This window comes from Streptomyces abyssomicinicus (genome assembly GCF_008974245.1).
In the GTDB taxonomy this organism is placed as follows: Bacteria; Actinomycetota; Actinomycetes; order Streptomycetales; family Streptomycetaceae; genus Streptomyces; species Streptomyces abyssomicinicus.
Window position 1 is genome coordinate 1084904 of record NZ_BBZI01000006.1, and the last position, 15895, is coordinate 1100798.

The following is a 15895-nucleotide window of genomic DNA, read 5'->3' on the forward strand; positions in this document are numbered from 1 at the left end:
AGCCGTCCCGCCCGTCACCATGAATGCATGACGGATCACCACCACGCGCCGAGCCCCGCGTCCCCCGACGCGCAGCGGCGCACCGGTGCGTCCGCGGCGGACGAGGAGCCCCCGGAGGGGGAGACGCGGCCGCTGCGTCGCGACCGGCGGCACAAGATGCTGGGAGGGGTCTGCGCGGGCCTGGGCCGTCAGTGCGACATGGACCCGGTGATCTTCCGGATCACCCTCGCGGTGCTTTCCGCGACGGGCGGCATCGGCCTGGTCTTCTACGGCTTCGCCTGGCTCTTCCTCCCGTACGAGGACGAGGAGGAGAACGAGATCCGCCGCCTGCTGACGGGGCGGGTGGACGGCCCGGCGCTGGCCTCCGTGCTGTTCGCCCTGGTGGGCTGCGGGGTGTTCCTGTCCATGCTGGGCGACGGTGGACTGCTGACCTTCGGCGCGGTGCTCTCCCTGCTGCTGGCCGGGGCGGGCTACTGGTCCCGGCGCCGGGCCTCCCCCGGGCCGGACCCGCTGTCCGCCCATGCCGCCGCGGACGCACCGCCCGAGGCGCAGGCGCCCCCTGTCGCCGCCTCGCTCCCGTCGTGGTGGCGTGAACCGATCGTCAAGGACGGAACCTTCGTGGGGGGCACGGGCTACCTGTGGGGCCCCGCCGATCTGGGGGACGCGTCCGACCGTGACCTGGCCGCGGCGCTCGCGGTCTCCCGTGGAGGGGCCACGGACGCGGTGGCCGGCCGGGGCGGGCCGGCGGGGAGGAACAAGCCTGCCCGGCCGCCCCGGCCCCGCTCGCTCGGCGGGGTGACGTTCCTGCTGGCCGTGGCGGTGGGTTCGCTGGTGACCGTGCTGAGTGAGACCGGCGGCCCGGCGGTCACCGCCGTCCAGCACGGACTGGCCTGCGCCCTCCTGGTCCTCGGCGCGGGCATGGTGGTCAGTTCCTTCCTCGGCCGCACCGGCGCGGGCACGGTCTTCTGGGGCCTGGTCACCGCGGGCCTCCTGACGGTCGCGACAGCCCTGCCGCGCGACGTCGACGCCGACTGGATACGCAGGGAATGGCGTCCGGTCTCCGTCGCCGACACCCGGGACGGCTACCAGTTGGGGCTGGGCATGGCGCGGCTCGACCTCACGGACCTGCCGGTGAAGGACGGGCAGACGGTCCCGGTCAGGGTGAATGTCGGCTCGGGCCGCGTCGAGGTGGTCGTGCCCGACGACGTGACGGTGCGGGCCCGCATCAACGTCGGCCTCGGCGACATCCGCTCGCCCTCCTCCCCGGGGCGGGACACCGGGGCGGGGGCCGGACTGACGGAGGAGTACACGCTGCGGGCCGTGGACGGCGGAGGAACCGATGGGGACGCCGACGGGAACGAGAAGGAGGCGGGGACGATCGAGCTGCGGATCGAGGTCGGCGCCGGAAACGCGGAGGTGACCCGTGTGGCGTCATGAGTTCCAGCCCGGGCGGTTCATATCCGGCCTGGTCCTGATCACCGCGGGCGTGCTCTACGCGGGCGACGCCACCGGGGAGTGGCACATGCCCTGGCTGGTGGCGGTCCCCCTGGTGGTCGGCGGGCTGGCGATCGCCGCCGTGGCCGGGCTCGTGGCCCACACCGTCCGCAGCGGGCGGCGGGACGGGGACGACGCCGTCGGCTGAGCGCGGAGCGTGCTGCGTCAGGCGTCCGTCGACCGGCCGTCAACCGGCCGCGAAGCGTGCGCCAGGCGTGCGGCAGGCGTGCGCCGGCGGTCTCACGATGCGGTACTCGGTGGAGGCGCCCCGCCCCACCCGTCATACTTCCCCCATGTCCGCGTACTCGAGCTTCGCGTTTATCTATGGCACCCGGCCCGCCGGCTGCCATGGTCGCGTTGCTCATCGCGGATAACCGTAGAGCGACTTCCCAGGCGCCCCGGGCCGGCAAGGCCCGGGGCGCCTGTCGTTTTTCCCGGACCGTCCGGCACCGGGGCTCCTCCGCACACCACGCAGGAGTTCCGATGAGCATCACCCCCATGACCACCCGCCCGGCCGGCACGTCGGCCGACCCGTCGTCCGCCTCGGCGCCCGCTCCGGTGGCGGACCCTGCCACCGTCATCGCCGACGCCCGGGCGAGGATCGACGCTCTGGACGACCACATCCTGGGCCTGGTGCAGGAACGCATGGCCGTGTCCGCGGTCGTCCAGCAGACCCGGATCGCCACCGGTGGGCGGCGGGTCCATCTCTCCCGTGAGATGGAGGTCCTCTCCCGCTACCGTGACGCGCTGGGCCGTCCGGGCACCTCCCTGGCGATGACCATCCTGGAGCTCTGCCGCGGCCGCGTCTGACTCCCGACCGTGTCCCGACGCATGCCTGGCCTACGCGTGTCTGGCCTATGTGTGTCTGGCCTACGTGTGCGTGGCTCACGCGAGCCGCGAGCCTTCCTTCGCGTGCCCGTCCCGCGCGTACCGCCCCCGCGCGGGGCGGGCGGTACGCGGGCGGTCCCGCACGCGCCCCGTCAACGCCCGACCGCACCCATCCGTCCCGTCAGCCCCCGGCCGCACGCGTGCGCTCCCCTCGCACCCCGTACGACCCGAGCTGAGTCCGGGCCCGGCACCATCACCCGTCCGGGACCGTGACCGTCCGCCCGCGCCCTTCGTTGGTCCGGGTGTCCGTGCCGGCCAGGCACGGCTCCCGAGAAAACCACGCGTGGCTTGCTGGGGCGGCGAGGTGCACGGATCAACGTGCCGTGCGCCGTGGGACCGTCGCCCCAGGGTTGTGACCGGACGGCAGGGGACAGCAGCCCGGTCACCCAACAGAAACGGCCGGCTCCGGGGACGCCCGGAGCCGGCCGACGGGGACCGCCACCCACGGTCCCGGTCCTTGGCCTGTCGTGACGACACCGTCGCGACAGGGTTGTGCGGGGTGGACGTGTACGCGCGAGGGCGGACCCCATGCGGTCGGTCCTGCTACTCCGCCGTTCCCGCGGGTCCCGCGGCCCCCGCGGCATCGACCGGCTTCGCCTGCCGCGCCGGGTCGACCTGCTCCTCCGGCTCCGGCGGCCCGGCCGGTCGCGGCATGGTGATCTTCGGCTTCTCCGTGGCCTTCGGCTCTTCCGTGACCGGAGCCGTGACCGACGGCTCCTCCGTGCCCGACGGATCCTCCGTGACGGACGGATCCTCCGTGGCCGCCGCCTTCGGCGGCACGACCGGCATCCCCAGGAACGGCAGCCGCAGCGCCGCGAAGGCCTTCTCCGGCACGACCGGCGTCCGCGGCGGCACCGCGGACAGCCGCCGGTAGGCCTCGCCCTGCGCGGGCCGCGGGTCGTCCTCGCCCTTGTTGGGCCAGAAGGACATGGCCCGCTCGGCCTGTGCCGTGATGGTCAGCGACGGGTTGACGCCCAGGTTCGCGGAGACCGCCGCCCCGTCCACCACCGAGATTCCCGGGTACCCGTACAGCCGGTGGTAGGGGTCGATGACCCCGGTCTCCGGGGAGTCCCCGATCGGACAGCCGCCGAGGAAGTGCGCGGTCAGCGGCATGCCGGTCAGCTCTCCGACGTTGCTGCCGGCGAAGCCGTTGATCTCCTCCGACAGCAGCGACGCCGCCTCCACGGCCGCCTTGATCTGCTTCGGGTTGGGGGCGCCGTGGCCCTGGCGTGCGGTCAGCAGTCCCTTGCCGAGGCCCTTGCGCTTGAGGTGGGTGGTGAGCGAGTTGTCGAGGGACTGCATGACCAGCCCGATGATGGTCCGCTCCGACCAGCGCCGGTTGGACAGCGACCGGAGGGTCAGCAACGGGTGGCGGACGGTGTTGCCCAGCCATCCCAGCAGCCGTGCGGTCCCGGTGCCCTTGGCGGCGTACGGCACCTGGAGCACCGTCAGGGCTCCCATGGCGTTGGAGCCCTTGCCGTAACGCACCGGTTCGATGTGGGTGCTGGCGTCGGGGTGGATCGACGAGGTGATCGCTACGCCCTTGGTGAAGTCGGCCTTGGGCTGCCCGGTGACCCGGTGGTAGCGCCGGTCGTCGGTCTGCGCGCCGACCAGTGCCTCGGAGTTGGTGCGGGTGAGCATGCCGAGCTGGTTGGAGAGCCTGGGCAGTTGCCCGCCCGCCTTCATCCGGTGCAGCAGCGTCTGCGTGCCGTAGGTGCCGGCCGCGACGACCACGTGACGGGAGCGGAGGACGCGGCCCCGGCCGACCCGCTTGCGGTCGGTGCCGATGGTGTCGACGGCGAAGCCGCCGTGGCCGTCCTCCGTGACGGACCGCACGGTGGTCATGGGGTGCACCGTCGCGCCGGCCTTCTCGGCGAGGTACAGGTAGTTCTCGTTGAGGGTGTTCTTCGCCCCGTGACGGCAGCCCGTCATGCACTCACCGCACTCGTGGCACGCCTTGCGGGCGGGGCCGACGCCGCCGAAGTACGGGTCGGCGGCCTCCTCGCCGGGGCGGGCGGTGACGCTGCCGTCGGCGTCCTCGCCGTCACCGAAGAACACGCCGACCGGCGCGAGGTGGAAGCTGTCGCCCACTCCCATCCGCTCCGCGGTCGCCTTCAGGTGCACGTCGGAGGGGGTCATGGTGGGGTTGAGCCGCACACCCAGCATGCGCCGGGCCTGGTCGTAGTACGGCTTCAGCTCCTCCTCCCAGTCCGTGATGTCCTTCCACTGGGGGTCCTCGAAGAAGGGCGTCGGCGGCACGTACAGGGTGTTGGCGTAGTTCAGCGACCCGCCGCCCACGCCCGCGCCGGCCAGCACCATCACGTTGCCCAGCAGGTGGATGCGCTGGATGCCGTACATGCCGAGTGCGGGGGCCCAGAGGAACTTCTTGAGGTCCCAGGAGTTCTTCGGCAGGGACTCCCGGGTGAACCGCCGGCCCGCCTCCAGGACGCCGACCCGGTACCCCTTCTCGGTGAGACGGAGCGCGGTGACGGACCCGCCGAAGCCGGAGCCGACGACGATCACGTCGTAGTCGAACGGCGACGGGTCGTCCTGCGGAGCGCCGGGAAGGCCGGCGGTCTTCTCCTGCGGAGCGTTCTCCTGCGACACGTGCTCTCCTCATCGAGAACGGTTGAGAACCGGTGGCGGGCGGCGGGGTTCGGCAATGGGACCGGGTTCGGCAGCGGGACCGGGCGGTCCGGGTCCGACGGCGCTGTGCGGGTACGGCCGGGCGGTGCGGGTCCGGCGGTGCGCCGCCCGGCCTGGGGTCAGCGGATGCGGAACGCCTTCATCAGCTTCAGTCCGGCGCTGAGCACGGCCGCGTACTGCTCGTCGTTCAGGCCGAAGGACGGCGCCAGCGGCATCATCCGCTGCACCGCGACGGTCTGCGCCTCGGTGTACTTGAGGATGCCCTCGGAGCCGTGGCGGCGGCCGAGTCCGGAGTCCTTCATGCCTCCCATCGGCGACCGGGCGCTGCCGTAGGCGGGGGAGAAGCCCTCGTTGATGTTGACGGTGCCGGTCTGCAGCCGGGCCGCGATCCGCCGGGCGCGGCGGATGTCCTTGGACCAGACCGAGGAGTTGAGGCCGTAGTCGGTGGCGTTGACCCGCTCGACCGCCTCGTCGGCGTCGGAGAAGCGGTAGACGGAGACGACCGGGCCGAAGGTCTCCTCGGAGCACACGGCCATCGGCGCCGCGACGCCGTCGAGGATGGTCGGCTCGTAGAAGTACGGGCCGACGTCGGGCCGGGCGACGCCACCGGCGAGCACCGTGGCGCCCTTGGCGACCGCGTCCTCGACGTGCCGGACGACCATCTCCAGCTGGCGCTCGCTGACCAGCGAGCCCATGTCGGCGCCGTAGCCGAGGAAGTTGCCCAGCCGCACGGCCTTGGTACGGGCGACGAACCGTTCCAGGAAGGCGTCCGCCACCGCCTCGTGGACGAAGAGCCGCTCGATGGAGATGCAGAGCTGCCCCGCGGTGGAGAAGCAGGCCCGCACCGCGCCCTCGGCGGCCTTGTCCAGGTCGGCGTCCTCGAGGACCACCATGGCGTTCTTGCCGCCGAGCTCCAGCGAGACGCCGACCAGGCGGGCCGCGGCGCGCTCGGCGACCTCCCGCCCGGTGCGGGTGGAGCCGGTGAACGACACGTAGTCGGCGTGCCGGACCACCTCGGGACCCACGACCGGGCCCTCGCCGAGGACGACCTGCCACACGTCCGCGGGCAGCCCGGCCTCGATCAGCTTCTCCCGCGCCCACAGAGCGGTCAGCGCGGTCTCGGTGTCCGGCTTCATCACCACGGCGTTGCCCGCCACGAACGCGGGCAGCGCGTCGCCGACGGACAGCTCCAGCGGATAGTTCCACGGCGCGATCTGGCCGATCACGCCCCGCGGGTGGCGCAGTTCCTCGACCTTGGTGAGCAGCGGCACCGCGCCCAGGTGGCCCTTGGGCGCCAGGTAGGCGGGGGCCTTGCGGCCGTAGTGGCGGGCGGCCATGGCGACGGCCTGCAGTTCCTCGTGGGCGTGCAGGCGGGCCTTGCCGGTCTCGGCCTGGACCAGGTCCAGGATCTCGGCCTGATGGCGGAGCACCAGGTCGTGGAACCGCAGCAGCACGGCGGCACGGCGGCGCACCGGGACGGCGGCCCAGGCCTTCTGCGCCACGCGGGCCCGGTCGAACGCCGTCCGGACCTCGTCCAGCGAGGACTCCGGCAGGTCGGCGAGCCGGTCACCGGTGAACGGGCTGTGGTTGAACGTCCGCCCGGTGCCGGTCACGCCCTTCGTCAGCCGGGCCACCAGATCCGGCGTGACCACGTCACCGATGGCACGCGCGCCGGGCGGTGCGGCGGCCACCGGATTGGCGCCGACGGCCGTGCGGTCTGTCTCCCGTGCCTGCGAGGCCTGCGTGTCCGTCATGAGGCGCAGGGTATGACGGCCGAAACACTTTGGGTACCCATCGGTAACACCCCTTCACTCGGTGGACACATTCTGCCAGTGATCGCTGGCAGAAAAGCCCTGATCAGGGGTTGTGCAAGGGGAGACGTGGCCGCGGAACTCTTTTCGGACGACGGCCACGTCCCGGTGGGGCGGCGGTGTCAGGCCGGGTCGAACTCCAGGGCCTCGATCGCCTTCTGCGCCACTTCCCTGCCCCGCTCGGTGACGTCGCCCTTGCCCGGGTAGCCGATCACCACCCGGTACATCTGCTCCTCGGTGTTCTTGTAGTAGAAGAACCGCAGCTCGACCGGGCGCGGGTTCTGGGCGTCGGTGGATTCGAACGAGACGGTGTTCTCGGCCGAGGGGCGTTCCTGGTGCTTCAGACCGGGCGCGGGCCGGGTCGTCGGGGCCTCCGGCATGTCGAAGTCGTACTCGCCGGACTTGCGGAACTCCTCGTTCTCGGCGTGCATCTGGGCGTCCGGGCTGGCGGCGACGTCCTTGAGGCTGTTCTCCTGGTCGTACCGCTCGACGCTCACCCGGATGACACCGCTGGGGTCGTGGAAGGCCACCCAGTCCTTGAAGGTGTCGGTGTCCTTCGGGCGCTGCACCTCGTACGCGGCGGGCACGCTGACGCTCACGCCGAGTGCCTTCTGCGGATGGCGCTTCCAGTCGTCGGGCACCGTGCCGCCGAACGGGTCCGCGACCACCAGCCAGGCGACCAGCACCGCCGCCAGCAGCCCGGACACCGCCCCGAGCAGCACCTTGCGCGGCACCCACACCCCACCGGTGCGCGGCGGGGCGGGCCGTTGCGGGGCCGGCGGCTCCGGGGGCCGCAGCGCGGCCTCCAGCAGGCGGCGGGCCCCGGCGTGGTCCAGGCGCCGGGCGGGGTCCTTGCTCAGCAGCCCGTTGATCACCTCGGCGAGCGGGCCGGAGGTGGCGGCGGGCGCGGGCGGCTCGGAGTTGAGGACGGCCTGCAGGGTGGCCGGGGTGTTGCTGCGCCGGAACGGCGAGACTCCCTGGGTGGCCGCGTAGAGCACCACGCCCAGTGACCACAGGTCGGACGCCTCGCCCGGCCGCTGCCCCAGCACGCGCTCGGGGGCGACGTACTCGGGCGAGCCGACGAAGGCGCCGGTGTCGGTGAGGCTGGTGTCGCCCTCGGCCTGGGCTATGCCGAAGTCGGTGAGGACGACGCGGTCGTGGTGGCCGAGCAGCACGTTGTCCGGCTTGACGTCCCGGTGCAGGATGCGCGCCGCGTGCACCGCCTCCAGCGCGCCCAGCACCTCCAGGCCGATCCGGGCGGCCTCCCGGGGGCCGAGCGTGCCCTCCTGGAGGACGTCGCCCAGCGAGCGGCCGCGGACCAGCTCCATCACGATCCACGGCCGGCCGTCGACCACCGCCACGTCGTGCACGGTGACCACGGCGGGGTGGTCGGTGCGTGCGGCGGTGGTCGCCTCACGCCGCATCCGGGTGTACAGCTTCTCCCGCTCGGCTTCCGGGAGGTGGTCCGGGAGACGGGGCTCCTTGACCGCCACCTCGCGGCCCACCGTCTCGTCCATGGCCCGCCATACGGTGCCCATGCCGCCGTGGCCGAGCCGGGAGAGCAGCCGGTAGCGGCCCGCTATCAGGCGGCCCGCGCCGGGGTCCTGCGCGGGCGGCTGATGCGGAGCCTCGCGGGTGGGCGTGTACGGGTGGGGCTGGGCCTGCGCCGAGGGATGCGGCGGAGCCGGTGCGTGGGCCGTGGACTGCTGCGGGACCGGCTGCGACTGCGCCCGGAGCTGGTGATCATCTCCGGCATGTGGGTGCGGCGCGTTCTGCCGGCCGGGCTGCGGCGTCCGCTGCGGCTCGCCGGGCCGGGCCGGCGGCTGCAGGCCGTAGCTGGTGGGTTCTTCGGGCCGGTTGCCGGCTCCCCCGTGGCTGCTCATGAACACATCCATATCGCGCCGGACCCGCAGGGAGCCACCCGCTCCCCCGACCGGTCACGAAGCCGTGACGGTCAGCCGGTGGACTCGTAGGTCTTCGAGGCCTGCTCGAAGAGACGGGTCACCTGGTCCCGCTCCGCCTCCGGGCCGCGCAGCTGCACCACGTGGTAGCGGCCGCCGTCGAGGATCGCCAGGTTGCGCACGTACAGCTTGCGCCCCTGGCCGTCGGTCCAGGTGAACTCGCCCTCGGCCATGACCTTTCCGCCCACCTCGATACGGCGCAGCCCGCCGGAGCCGGCCCAGGTGGAGTCGCGGTAGGGCTGCAGCTCGGGCTCGTGCTCCTGCTGGTAGACCTGCGGATCGCGGCCGTACTGCTCGGCGCTGTCCCGGCCGGGCACCACGATCAGCCGGAAGTCGCCCTTGGAGTAGACCACCTGCCCCTGCCCGTTGCGGGGCGCGCGCTGCCAGCCGCTCGCCACGGCGACCTCGAAGCCCTCGGGGTCCTTGCGCAGGGTGAAGCCGTCCGCCACCTCGCCGTCCGGCTCGGCCGAGGGCTTGGCGGTGTCCTTCCCGGACGGGGTGGGGGTCGGCTCCGGCTCGCTCCGGGGAGGTTTGGTCGGCGCGGTGTCCACGGGGACGGCGCCGCCCTTGGAGGTGTCCTGGTCGTCCGCCCGCTCGCCCGCCTTCGGCATGAAGAGCATCGCGTAGGCGACGGCGCCGGCCAGCAGGACCAGGACCACGGCCAGCAGCAGCCTGCCGAGCCGGCGGGGCGACCGCTCGGCGCCCTGCGGCTCGGCCCGCCCCACACGTTCGGCGCGTGCCGCGCGCTCGGCCCGGGGGGCCCGCTCGGCGCGGTCGGCAGCGGCGCGGCGGTGGCGGGCGCGCGGTGGCGCCGTGTCACGGCGGGAGGCGCGGCGGCGGCGTACCAGTTCGCCCTTGCGGCGCACCATCGGCAGCCGCTCCGGGTCGGCCGGGGGCAGCGCGACCAGGTGCGCGCCCGCGTCCGGTTCCGGCGCGGAGCGCACCAGCGAGCGCAGCCATCCGCCGAGTTCCTCGATGTCCGGCCGGTCGGTGGGGTCCTGGCGCAGCAGCGACTCCACCACGGGACGCAGCGGGCCGCACTCCTCGGCGAACGCCGGGGGTTCGGAGCACACCAGCTGCACCAGCTCGGCGGTGGACTCCTCCGGGTACGGGGCGTGCCCCTGCACGGCGCGGAACAGCAGGGCGCCCAGCGCCCACAGGTCGGTGGCGGGGCCGACGGGCGCGGCGAGCTGCCAGTTGTCGTGCACCGGGTGCGCCTGCTCGGGCGCCCACCGCTCGGTGACCGCGCCGACCACCGTCATCCGCGCCTGCCGGGCCCGCTCGGCGGCGAGCGCGGTGGCCGGTCCCCTGCCCGGGGGCGGCGGGGGCGGGGGCGGCGGTGCGGGCTGCGGCCGGGCCTGCTGCGGCACGGGCGGGTGGGCGGGGCGGGGCACGGGCTGCGCGGACGGCTGCGGGGCGGGCGGCGCGGGTCGTGCGGCGGAGGCTTCCGGCCGTGGTGCGGCGCCGTGCCAGGAGGGGCGCCCCTGGACGCCGTACGGGTCCGCTATCCGGCCGGGCGGGGAGGGAGGCTCCTGCGGGGCGGGCACTCCTTCGACGGGTGTGCGGGCACCCGGCAGCGCGGGGCGGTCGGCGGTGCCGTGTTCGGCCTGCCGCGCGTGGGCGGCGGCCCGGGCCTCGTCCACCCTGGCGGCGGCCGCGCGGGCGCCCTCGCGGTAGGCGGCGACCACGCCGGGCGGGGTGACGGCGGTCCCCTCGGTGCCGCTCTGCCCGGAGCCCGCGGCGGCCGGCCAGTAGGGCGCGACCGGGGCGGGGCTCCAGTGGTCGGAGGAGGGCGACGGGGCGGGCAGGCCCAGGGCGTCGCCGGCGGCGGCATCGGCGGAGAGCCCCGCGTGGGCCTCCGGTGCCGGATCCTGGCCCGGCCCCGGGTCGAGGCCCGGTGCCGCATCCGGGCCCGGCACCGCATCCGGGCCCGGCACCGGGTCCGCACCCGGCTCCGGCTCCTCGCCGGGCGGCTCGGGGGCGTCCAGCGGTGGGGTCTCCGGCGGCACGGGGTCGTAGCCGCAGAGGGCGTCCTCGGCGGCACCGGTGGCCAGGCCGGTGAGGACGATACGGCCGTCGTCACCGACCAGGACCGTCCGCGGGCTGATGTTCCGGTGCACCCAGCCGTGCGCGTGCAGCACCCGGAGCGCCATCAGCAGGTCGGCGGCGACCTCGGCGGCCCGGTACGGCGTCAGCGGCCGCTCGGCGAGCAGGTCCCCGAGGGTGCGCCCGGGCACCGCCTCGGTGACCACCCAGAGGGAGCCGCCGTCGGCGAACACGTCGTAGACCTGGTCCAGGCGCGGATGGTCGGGGACCCGGGCCGCCTCCCGGGCGGCCTCCAGCGCCCGCCGCACCGCGGGCTCGGCCGGCTCGCCGCCACGGCCGCGGCCGTACCCGGACGCCGCGCTGAAGCCCTCGGGCAGCCCGTCGGCGTCCAGCACCTCGGCCTCGACGACCTCGGGCAGCGGGATCTGACGGACCCGCACCTCCTGCCCGCTGTACGTGTCGAAGGCGAGACTCTCGGCGAGGTCGTAGCGGTCCTCGCCGGAGGGATGCACGGGCAGGCGATAGCGATCGGCGAGTATCCGTCCCGCGTAGTCGTCCACCACACCCTCCCCGCTCCGCCCGGCCGGTCAAATCCGTTCGGTGTGCGCCGCGTTCCGGCTGTTCTTCCGTATCCGTACGGTCCGCGCGGGTTCACGATACGTGCCGTGGCCGACACTCGCCGCTCGGATGCGACATCCTGCCACCGCGCGTCGCGGGCGGGTCAGGACTTCGGCCGGAACGTGGTGCTGAGGGCGGCCCAGGTGTCCTCGCGGCGGTCGCCGCTCCAGTCCGCGGCCGGGGCCGTGTACATCAGGGCGTAGCCCTGGGTGGGGCTCACCACGAAGCCGCGGTCGATGGTGCGGTACTTGGTGCCGCCGTCGACGTAGGTGAACTCCCAGTCGGCGGCCTCCCAGCCGCGGAAGTCCACCGCCTCTATCCGGATCCTCTTGTACTGGGGGCGGGTCATGGTCCGCTCCAGCTGCTTCCAGTCGGCGACCGCGTCGTCCTTGGGCGTGGAGGTCCAGCCGACCAGCAGCCGCTGGTCGCCGGGGCCGGTGAAGCGGTCGCCCGCCCTGTCGGTGGAGCGGTAGCGCCAGCCGGAGGGCAGGCCGATGGTGTAGCCCTGCTCGGACCGGTAGGTGGTGGTGTCGAGGGTGCCGGAGTCCTGCTCGTCGTCGCCCTTGCCCTTGCCGCCGTCCTTGCCCGCGTCCTCGCCGGCCTCTTCGCCCTTGCCCTTGTCCTTGTCGTCCGCGCTTCCGTCACCGGCGGAGGCGGAGGGGGAGGTGCGGCCGTCGGGCTCGCCGGAGGCGTCCGACTTCCCGGGGCGGGGCTCACCGCTCGCCGCCGTGCCGCCCGAGCCGGCCGGATCGTCCGAGTCGCCGCCCAGCGTGTTCAGCAGCACGCCGACCAGCACGGCGAGGGCCGCGATCACCACGAGGGCCACCAGGACGGACTGCCGCGAGAACACGTCGCCGAGGGAGCCGCGCGGCTTCGGCGACGCGCTGGGGCCCACCGGGCGTTCCGGCATGTCGTCGGGCGTGCTCATCACCGGCCAGCCCGGACGGGTGGCCGGCCTGGCGGGCTCGGTGGCGGCCCCGGAGCCGGCCGCCGCTCCGGCGGCGGCCTGCGCGTCCGGTGCCGGGGCGGGCCGGGGCGTGGTGCCGGTGAGGGGCAGCGCGGCGGAGCCCTTGCGCTCCTCGGGCAGCGGAACGGTCCGCACGGCGTCCACCGGCGTCGACTCCGCCTCGGCGGCGGTGCCGGAGAGCACGGCGCCGAGCAGCGCGCGCGCCTTGGCGTCGTCCAGCCGCCTGGCCGGGTCCTTCTCCAGCAGGCCGAGGATGACCTCGCGCAGCGGACCGGCGTGGCGGGGATTCTCGACCGGCTCGGTCATCACCGCGGTGAGGGTGGCGATGGCGGAGCCCTTGTCGTACGGCGGGACGCCCTCGACGGCCGCGTACAGCAGGCCGCCCAGCGACCACAGGTCGGCCGCGGGGCCCGGCTTGTGGCCGCGGGCGCGCTCCGGCGAGATGTAGGAGGGGGCGCCGACCAGCATGCCGGTCGAGGTGAGCGACGGGTCGCCCTCGATCTGCGCGATGCCGAAGTCGGTGAGGACCACCCGGCCGTCCTCGGCCATCAGCACGTTGGACGGCTTCACGTCGCGGTGCAGGATGCCCTCGCGGTGGGCGGAGCGCAGCACGTCGAGGACGGCGAGGCCGACCTCGGCGGCGCGGCGGGGGTTGAGCGTGCCGTCCTCGCGGATCACCTCGGCGAGGGACTTGCCGTCGACGATCTCCATCACGATCCACGGCCGGTCGTCCTCGTCGACCACGTCGTAGACCGTCACCGCGCTGGTGTTGCGGATCCGCGCGATCGCCTTGGCCTCGCGCAGCGTGCGCGTGATCAGGCGGCGCTTCTCCTCCTCGTCGATGTTGGCCGGAAATCGCAGTTCCTTGACGGCGACCTTCCGGCCGAGCGTCTCGTCCTCCGCGCGCCAGACCGTGCCCATGCCGCCTCGGCCGAGCACTGTCTCCAGTCGGTAGCGCCCGGCGAGGAGACGTCCGGTCCTGTCCTGACGAGGTGTCCCCGCCCGCTCCGTCTCCGACATGCGTCCCCTCATGCAACCCGCCCTGACAGAGCTTCCATTGTCCCCCACCCGACAAGTGGGCGGCCCGCCGGGTAGCACCTGAACGGGCGTGCCGTACGCGAGCGATGACGGGCTGCCACGACAACGTCGTCACCACCCTCACCCCGCTCCCGGCCGTCGCCCCGGGCCCCGCCCGGCCGGGCACCCTCCCCCACGCCGCCCGGGCGCCACCACGTCCGCATGCCGGGGCCACGCCGCGGCGCCGGGGGCGGTCAGGAGCGCACGATGTCCGGTGCGCCGAGCCTGGCCGCGTCGGCCGTGAGGTCGTCCGGCTGGCGCTGGGACTCCCGCTCGGCCTCCACCCGCTTCTCGTAGTGCTCCACCTCCCGGTCCACCCTTTCCGCGTCCCACCCCAGGACCGGCGCCATCAGCTCCGCCGCCTCGCGCGCGCTGCGCGTCCCCCGGTCGAAGGTCTCGATGGAGATGCGGGTACGCCGGGTCATCACGTCGTCCAGGTGCAGCGCGCCCTCGTGGCCCGCGGCGTAGACCACCTCGGCCCGCAGGTAGTCGTCGGCGCCCGCGAGCGGAGCGCCCAGCGAGGGGTCCTCGGCGATCAGGGCCAGCACCTCCTCGGCCAGCGAGCCGTAGCGGTTGAGCAGGTGCTCCACCCGCACCACGTGCAGGCCGTGGCGGGCGGCGATCTGCGCCCGCGCGTTCCACAGCGCCCGGTACCCCTCCGCGCCGACCAGCGGGATCTCCTCGGTGACGCAGGGCGCGACCCTCCGGTCGAGCCCGTGCACCGCCGCGTCCACGGCGTCCTTGGCCATCACCCGGTACGTCGTGTACTTGCCGCCCGCGACCACCACCAGCCCGGGCACCGGGTGCGCCACCGTGTGCTCCCGGGACAGCTTGCTGGTGGCCTCGGACTCGCCGGCCAGCAAAGGCCGCAGGCCGGCGTAGACGCCCTCCACGTCGTCCCGGGTGAGCGGCACGGACAGCACCGAGTTGACGTGCTCCAGCAGGTAGTCGATGTCGGCGCTGGAGGCCGCCGGATGCGCCTTGTCGAGGCTCCACTCGGTGTCGGTGGTGCCGACGATCCAGTGCCGCCCCCAGGGGATGACGAACAGCACGGACTTCTCCGTCCGCAGGATCAGCCCCGTCGAGGAGTGGATGCGGTCCTTGGGGACGACCAGGTGGATGCCCTTGGACGCCTTGACGTGGAACTGGCCCCGCTCGCCGACCATCGCCTGGGTGTCGTCGGTCCACACACCGGTCGCGTTGACGATCTGCTGGGCGCGCACCTCGTACTCGCCGCCGCCCTCCAGGTCCATCACCCGCGCCCCCACCACGCGCTCCCCCTCCCGGATGAAGCCGGTCACGCGGGTCCGGTTGGCGACCTCGGCCCCGTAGGCGGCGGCGGTGCGCACCAGGGTGGCGACGTAGCGGGCGTCGTCCATCTGGGCGTCGTAGTACTGGAGCGCGCCGGTCAGCGCGTCCTTGCGCAGGCACGGCGCCACGCGGAGCGCGTGACGGCGGCTCAGGTGCCGGTGCCCCGGCAGCCCCCGGCCGTGGCCGCGGGCCAGGGACATCACGTCGTAGAGCGCGACGCCCGTGCCCGCGTAGGCGCGCTCCCACGCCTTGTGCTGGAGCGGGTAGAGGAAGGGGACCGGCTTCACCAGATGGGGGGCGAGCCGCCCCAGCAGCAGGCCCCGTTCCTTCAGGGCCTCCCTGACCAGCGCGAAGTCCAGCATCTCCAGGTAGCGCAGCCCGCCGTGGATCAGCTTGCTGGAGCGGCTGGAGGTACCGGAGGCCCAGTCGCGGGCCTCGACCAGGCCGGTCACCAGCCCCCGGGTCGCGGCGTCCAGCGCGGTGCCCGCGCCGACGACCCCTCCTCCGACGACCAGGACGTCGAGTTCCCGTTCGGCCATGGCCGCCAGGGACCCGTCGCGCTGCTCCGGCCCGAGTGTCGCTGTCCTCACCGCTGCCTCCCACGCTGTCGTCGTGTGCCGCTGCCGGTCGAACCGGGTGGGTCACCCGTGCTGATCGATTCTCACCGGCCTGTCGCGGATCGGCCACCACCCCTCACTGTCCTGTGGACGGACTGCCCGGCGTTCCCGCACGTCACTGCCGCCCCTTCACTCCTGAGGCTGATCCGCGTGATCAACACGCGCACGTCGTCCACAATCCCGCATAACGGTCATATTTACTCCTAGTCTGACAGTGCGCTCGCCCATTCCGACCCCCCGGCTTGCGCCCCTGTCCCCCTCCGGCTATCGGAAAGGACGGCCCACCCATGCCCGCAGATCTCGCCGTCATCGGCCTCGGCCCGCTCGGCCTGCCGCTGGCCCAGGCCGCCGTCGCCGCCGGCGTCCCCACCCTCGGCTTCCGCACCGGACCGGACTCCGGTTCCCTGACCGCCGCCGAACTCCGCCGCATGCTCGCCCGCGGCTTCCGCCCCACCACCA

The 15895-nt window shown here is 74.0% G+C and carries 9 protein-coding genes and 1 pseudogene; 4 read left to right on the top strand and 6 right to left on the bottom strand.

Going from position 1 to position 15895, the window contains the following annotated elements; genetic code table 11:
- Positions 1–27 precede the first annotated feature (27 nt).
- From GBN72_RS12175 to GBN72_RS12185, 3 genes are all read left to right on the top strand, one after another.
- Positions 28–1437 carry a PspC domain-containing protein gene (locus GBN72_RS12175; RefSeq protein WP_151771711.1) on the top strand — a complete coding sequence of 470 codons (1410 nt, stop codon included), beginning with the start codon at positions 28–30 and terminating at the stop codon, positions 1435–1437.
- A complete protein-coding gene (locus GBN72_RS12180) occupies positions 1424–1642 on the top strand; it encodes a hypothetical protein (protein WP_151771712.1) in 219 nt (72 codons plus the stop codon). The genes GBN72_RS12175 and GBN72_RS12180 overlap by 14 nt, the downstream gene beginning before the upstream one ends.
- A gap of 335 nt (positions 1643–1977) precedes the next feature.
- A complete protein-coding gene (locus GBN72_RS12185) occupies positions 1978–2304 on the top strand; it encodes a chorismate mutase (RefSeq protein ID WP_174887121.1) in 327 nt (108 codons plus the stop codon).
- Positions 2305–2925: 621 nt separating this feature from the next.
- On the opposite strand, the gene GBN72_RS12190 is transcribed toward GBN72_RS12185, so the two are convergent.
- The 6 genes from GBN72_RS12190 to GBN72_RS12215 form a co-directional block, all read right to left on the bottom strand.
- Complete coding sequence (locus tag GBN72_RS12190) at positions 2926–4989, bottom strand: GMC family oxidoreductase N-terminal domain-containing protein (protein WP_151771713.1); 2064 nt, start codon at positions 4987–4989, stop codon at positions 2926–2928.
- Positions 4990–5147: 158 nt separating this feature from the next.
- Positions 5148–6782: a succinic semialdehyde dehydrogenase gene (locus tag GBN72_RS12195; protein ID WP_151771714.1), complete on the bottom strand. Its 1635-nt coding sequence runs from the start codon at positions 6780–6782 to the stop codon at positions 5148–5150.
- A gap of 179 nt (positions 6783–6961) precedes the next feature.
- Positions 6962–8722 carry a serine/threonine-protein kinase gene (locus GBN72_RS12200; protein ID WP_151771715.1) on the bottom strand — a complete coding sequence of 587 codons (1761 nt, stop codon included), beginning with the start codon at positions 8720–8722 and terminating at the stop codon, positions 6962–6964.
- Positions 8723–8793: 71 nt separating this feature from the next.
- Entirely contained in the window at positions 8794–11406 is a 2613-nt protein-coding gene (locus GBN72_RS12205) for a serine/threonine kinase C-terminal domain-containing protein (RefSeq protein WP_151771716.1), read from the bottom strand.
- A gap of 161 nt (positions 11407–11567) precedes the next feature.
- Positions 11568–13451, bottom strand: a complete 1884-nt coding sequence (locus tag GBN72_RS12210) for a serine/threonine-protein kinase (protein ID WP_151771717.1) — start codon at positions 13449–13451, stop codon at positions 11568–11570.
- 251 nt (positions 13452–13702) lie between these two features.
- Positions 13703–15409, bottom strand: coding sequence for a glycerol-3-phosphate dehydrogenase/oxidase (locus GBN72_RS12215; RefSeq protein ID WP_151771718.1), 1707 nt, complete (start codon positions 15407–15409; stop codon positions 13703–13705).
- Between the two features lie 314 nt (positions 15410–15723).
- Here GBN72_RS12215 and GBN72_RS12220 point away from each other — a divergent pair.
- Positions 15724–15895, top strand: a pseudogene (locus tag GBN72_RS12220) (nucleotide sugar dehydrogenase); the annotation flags it as partial.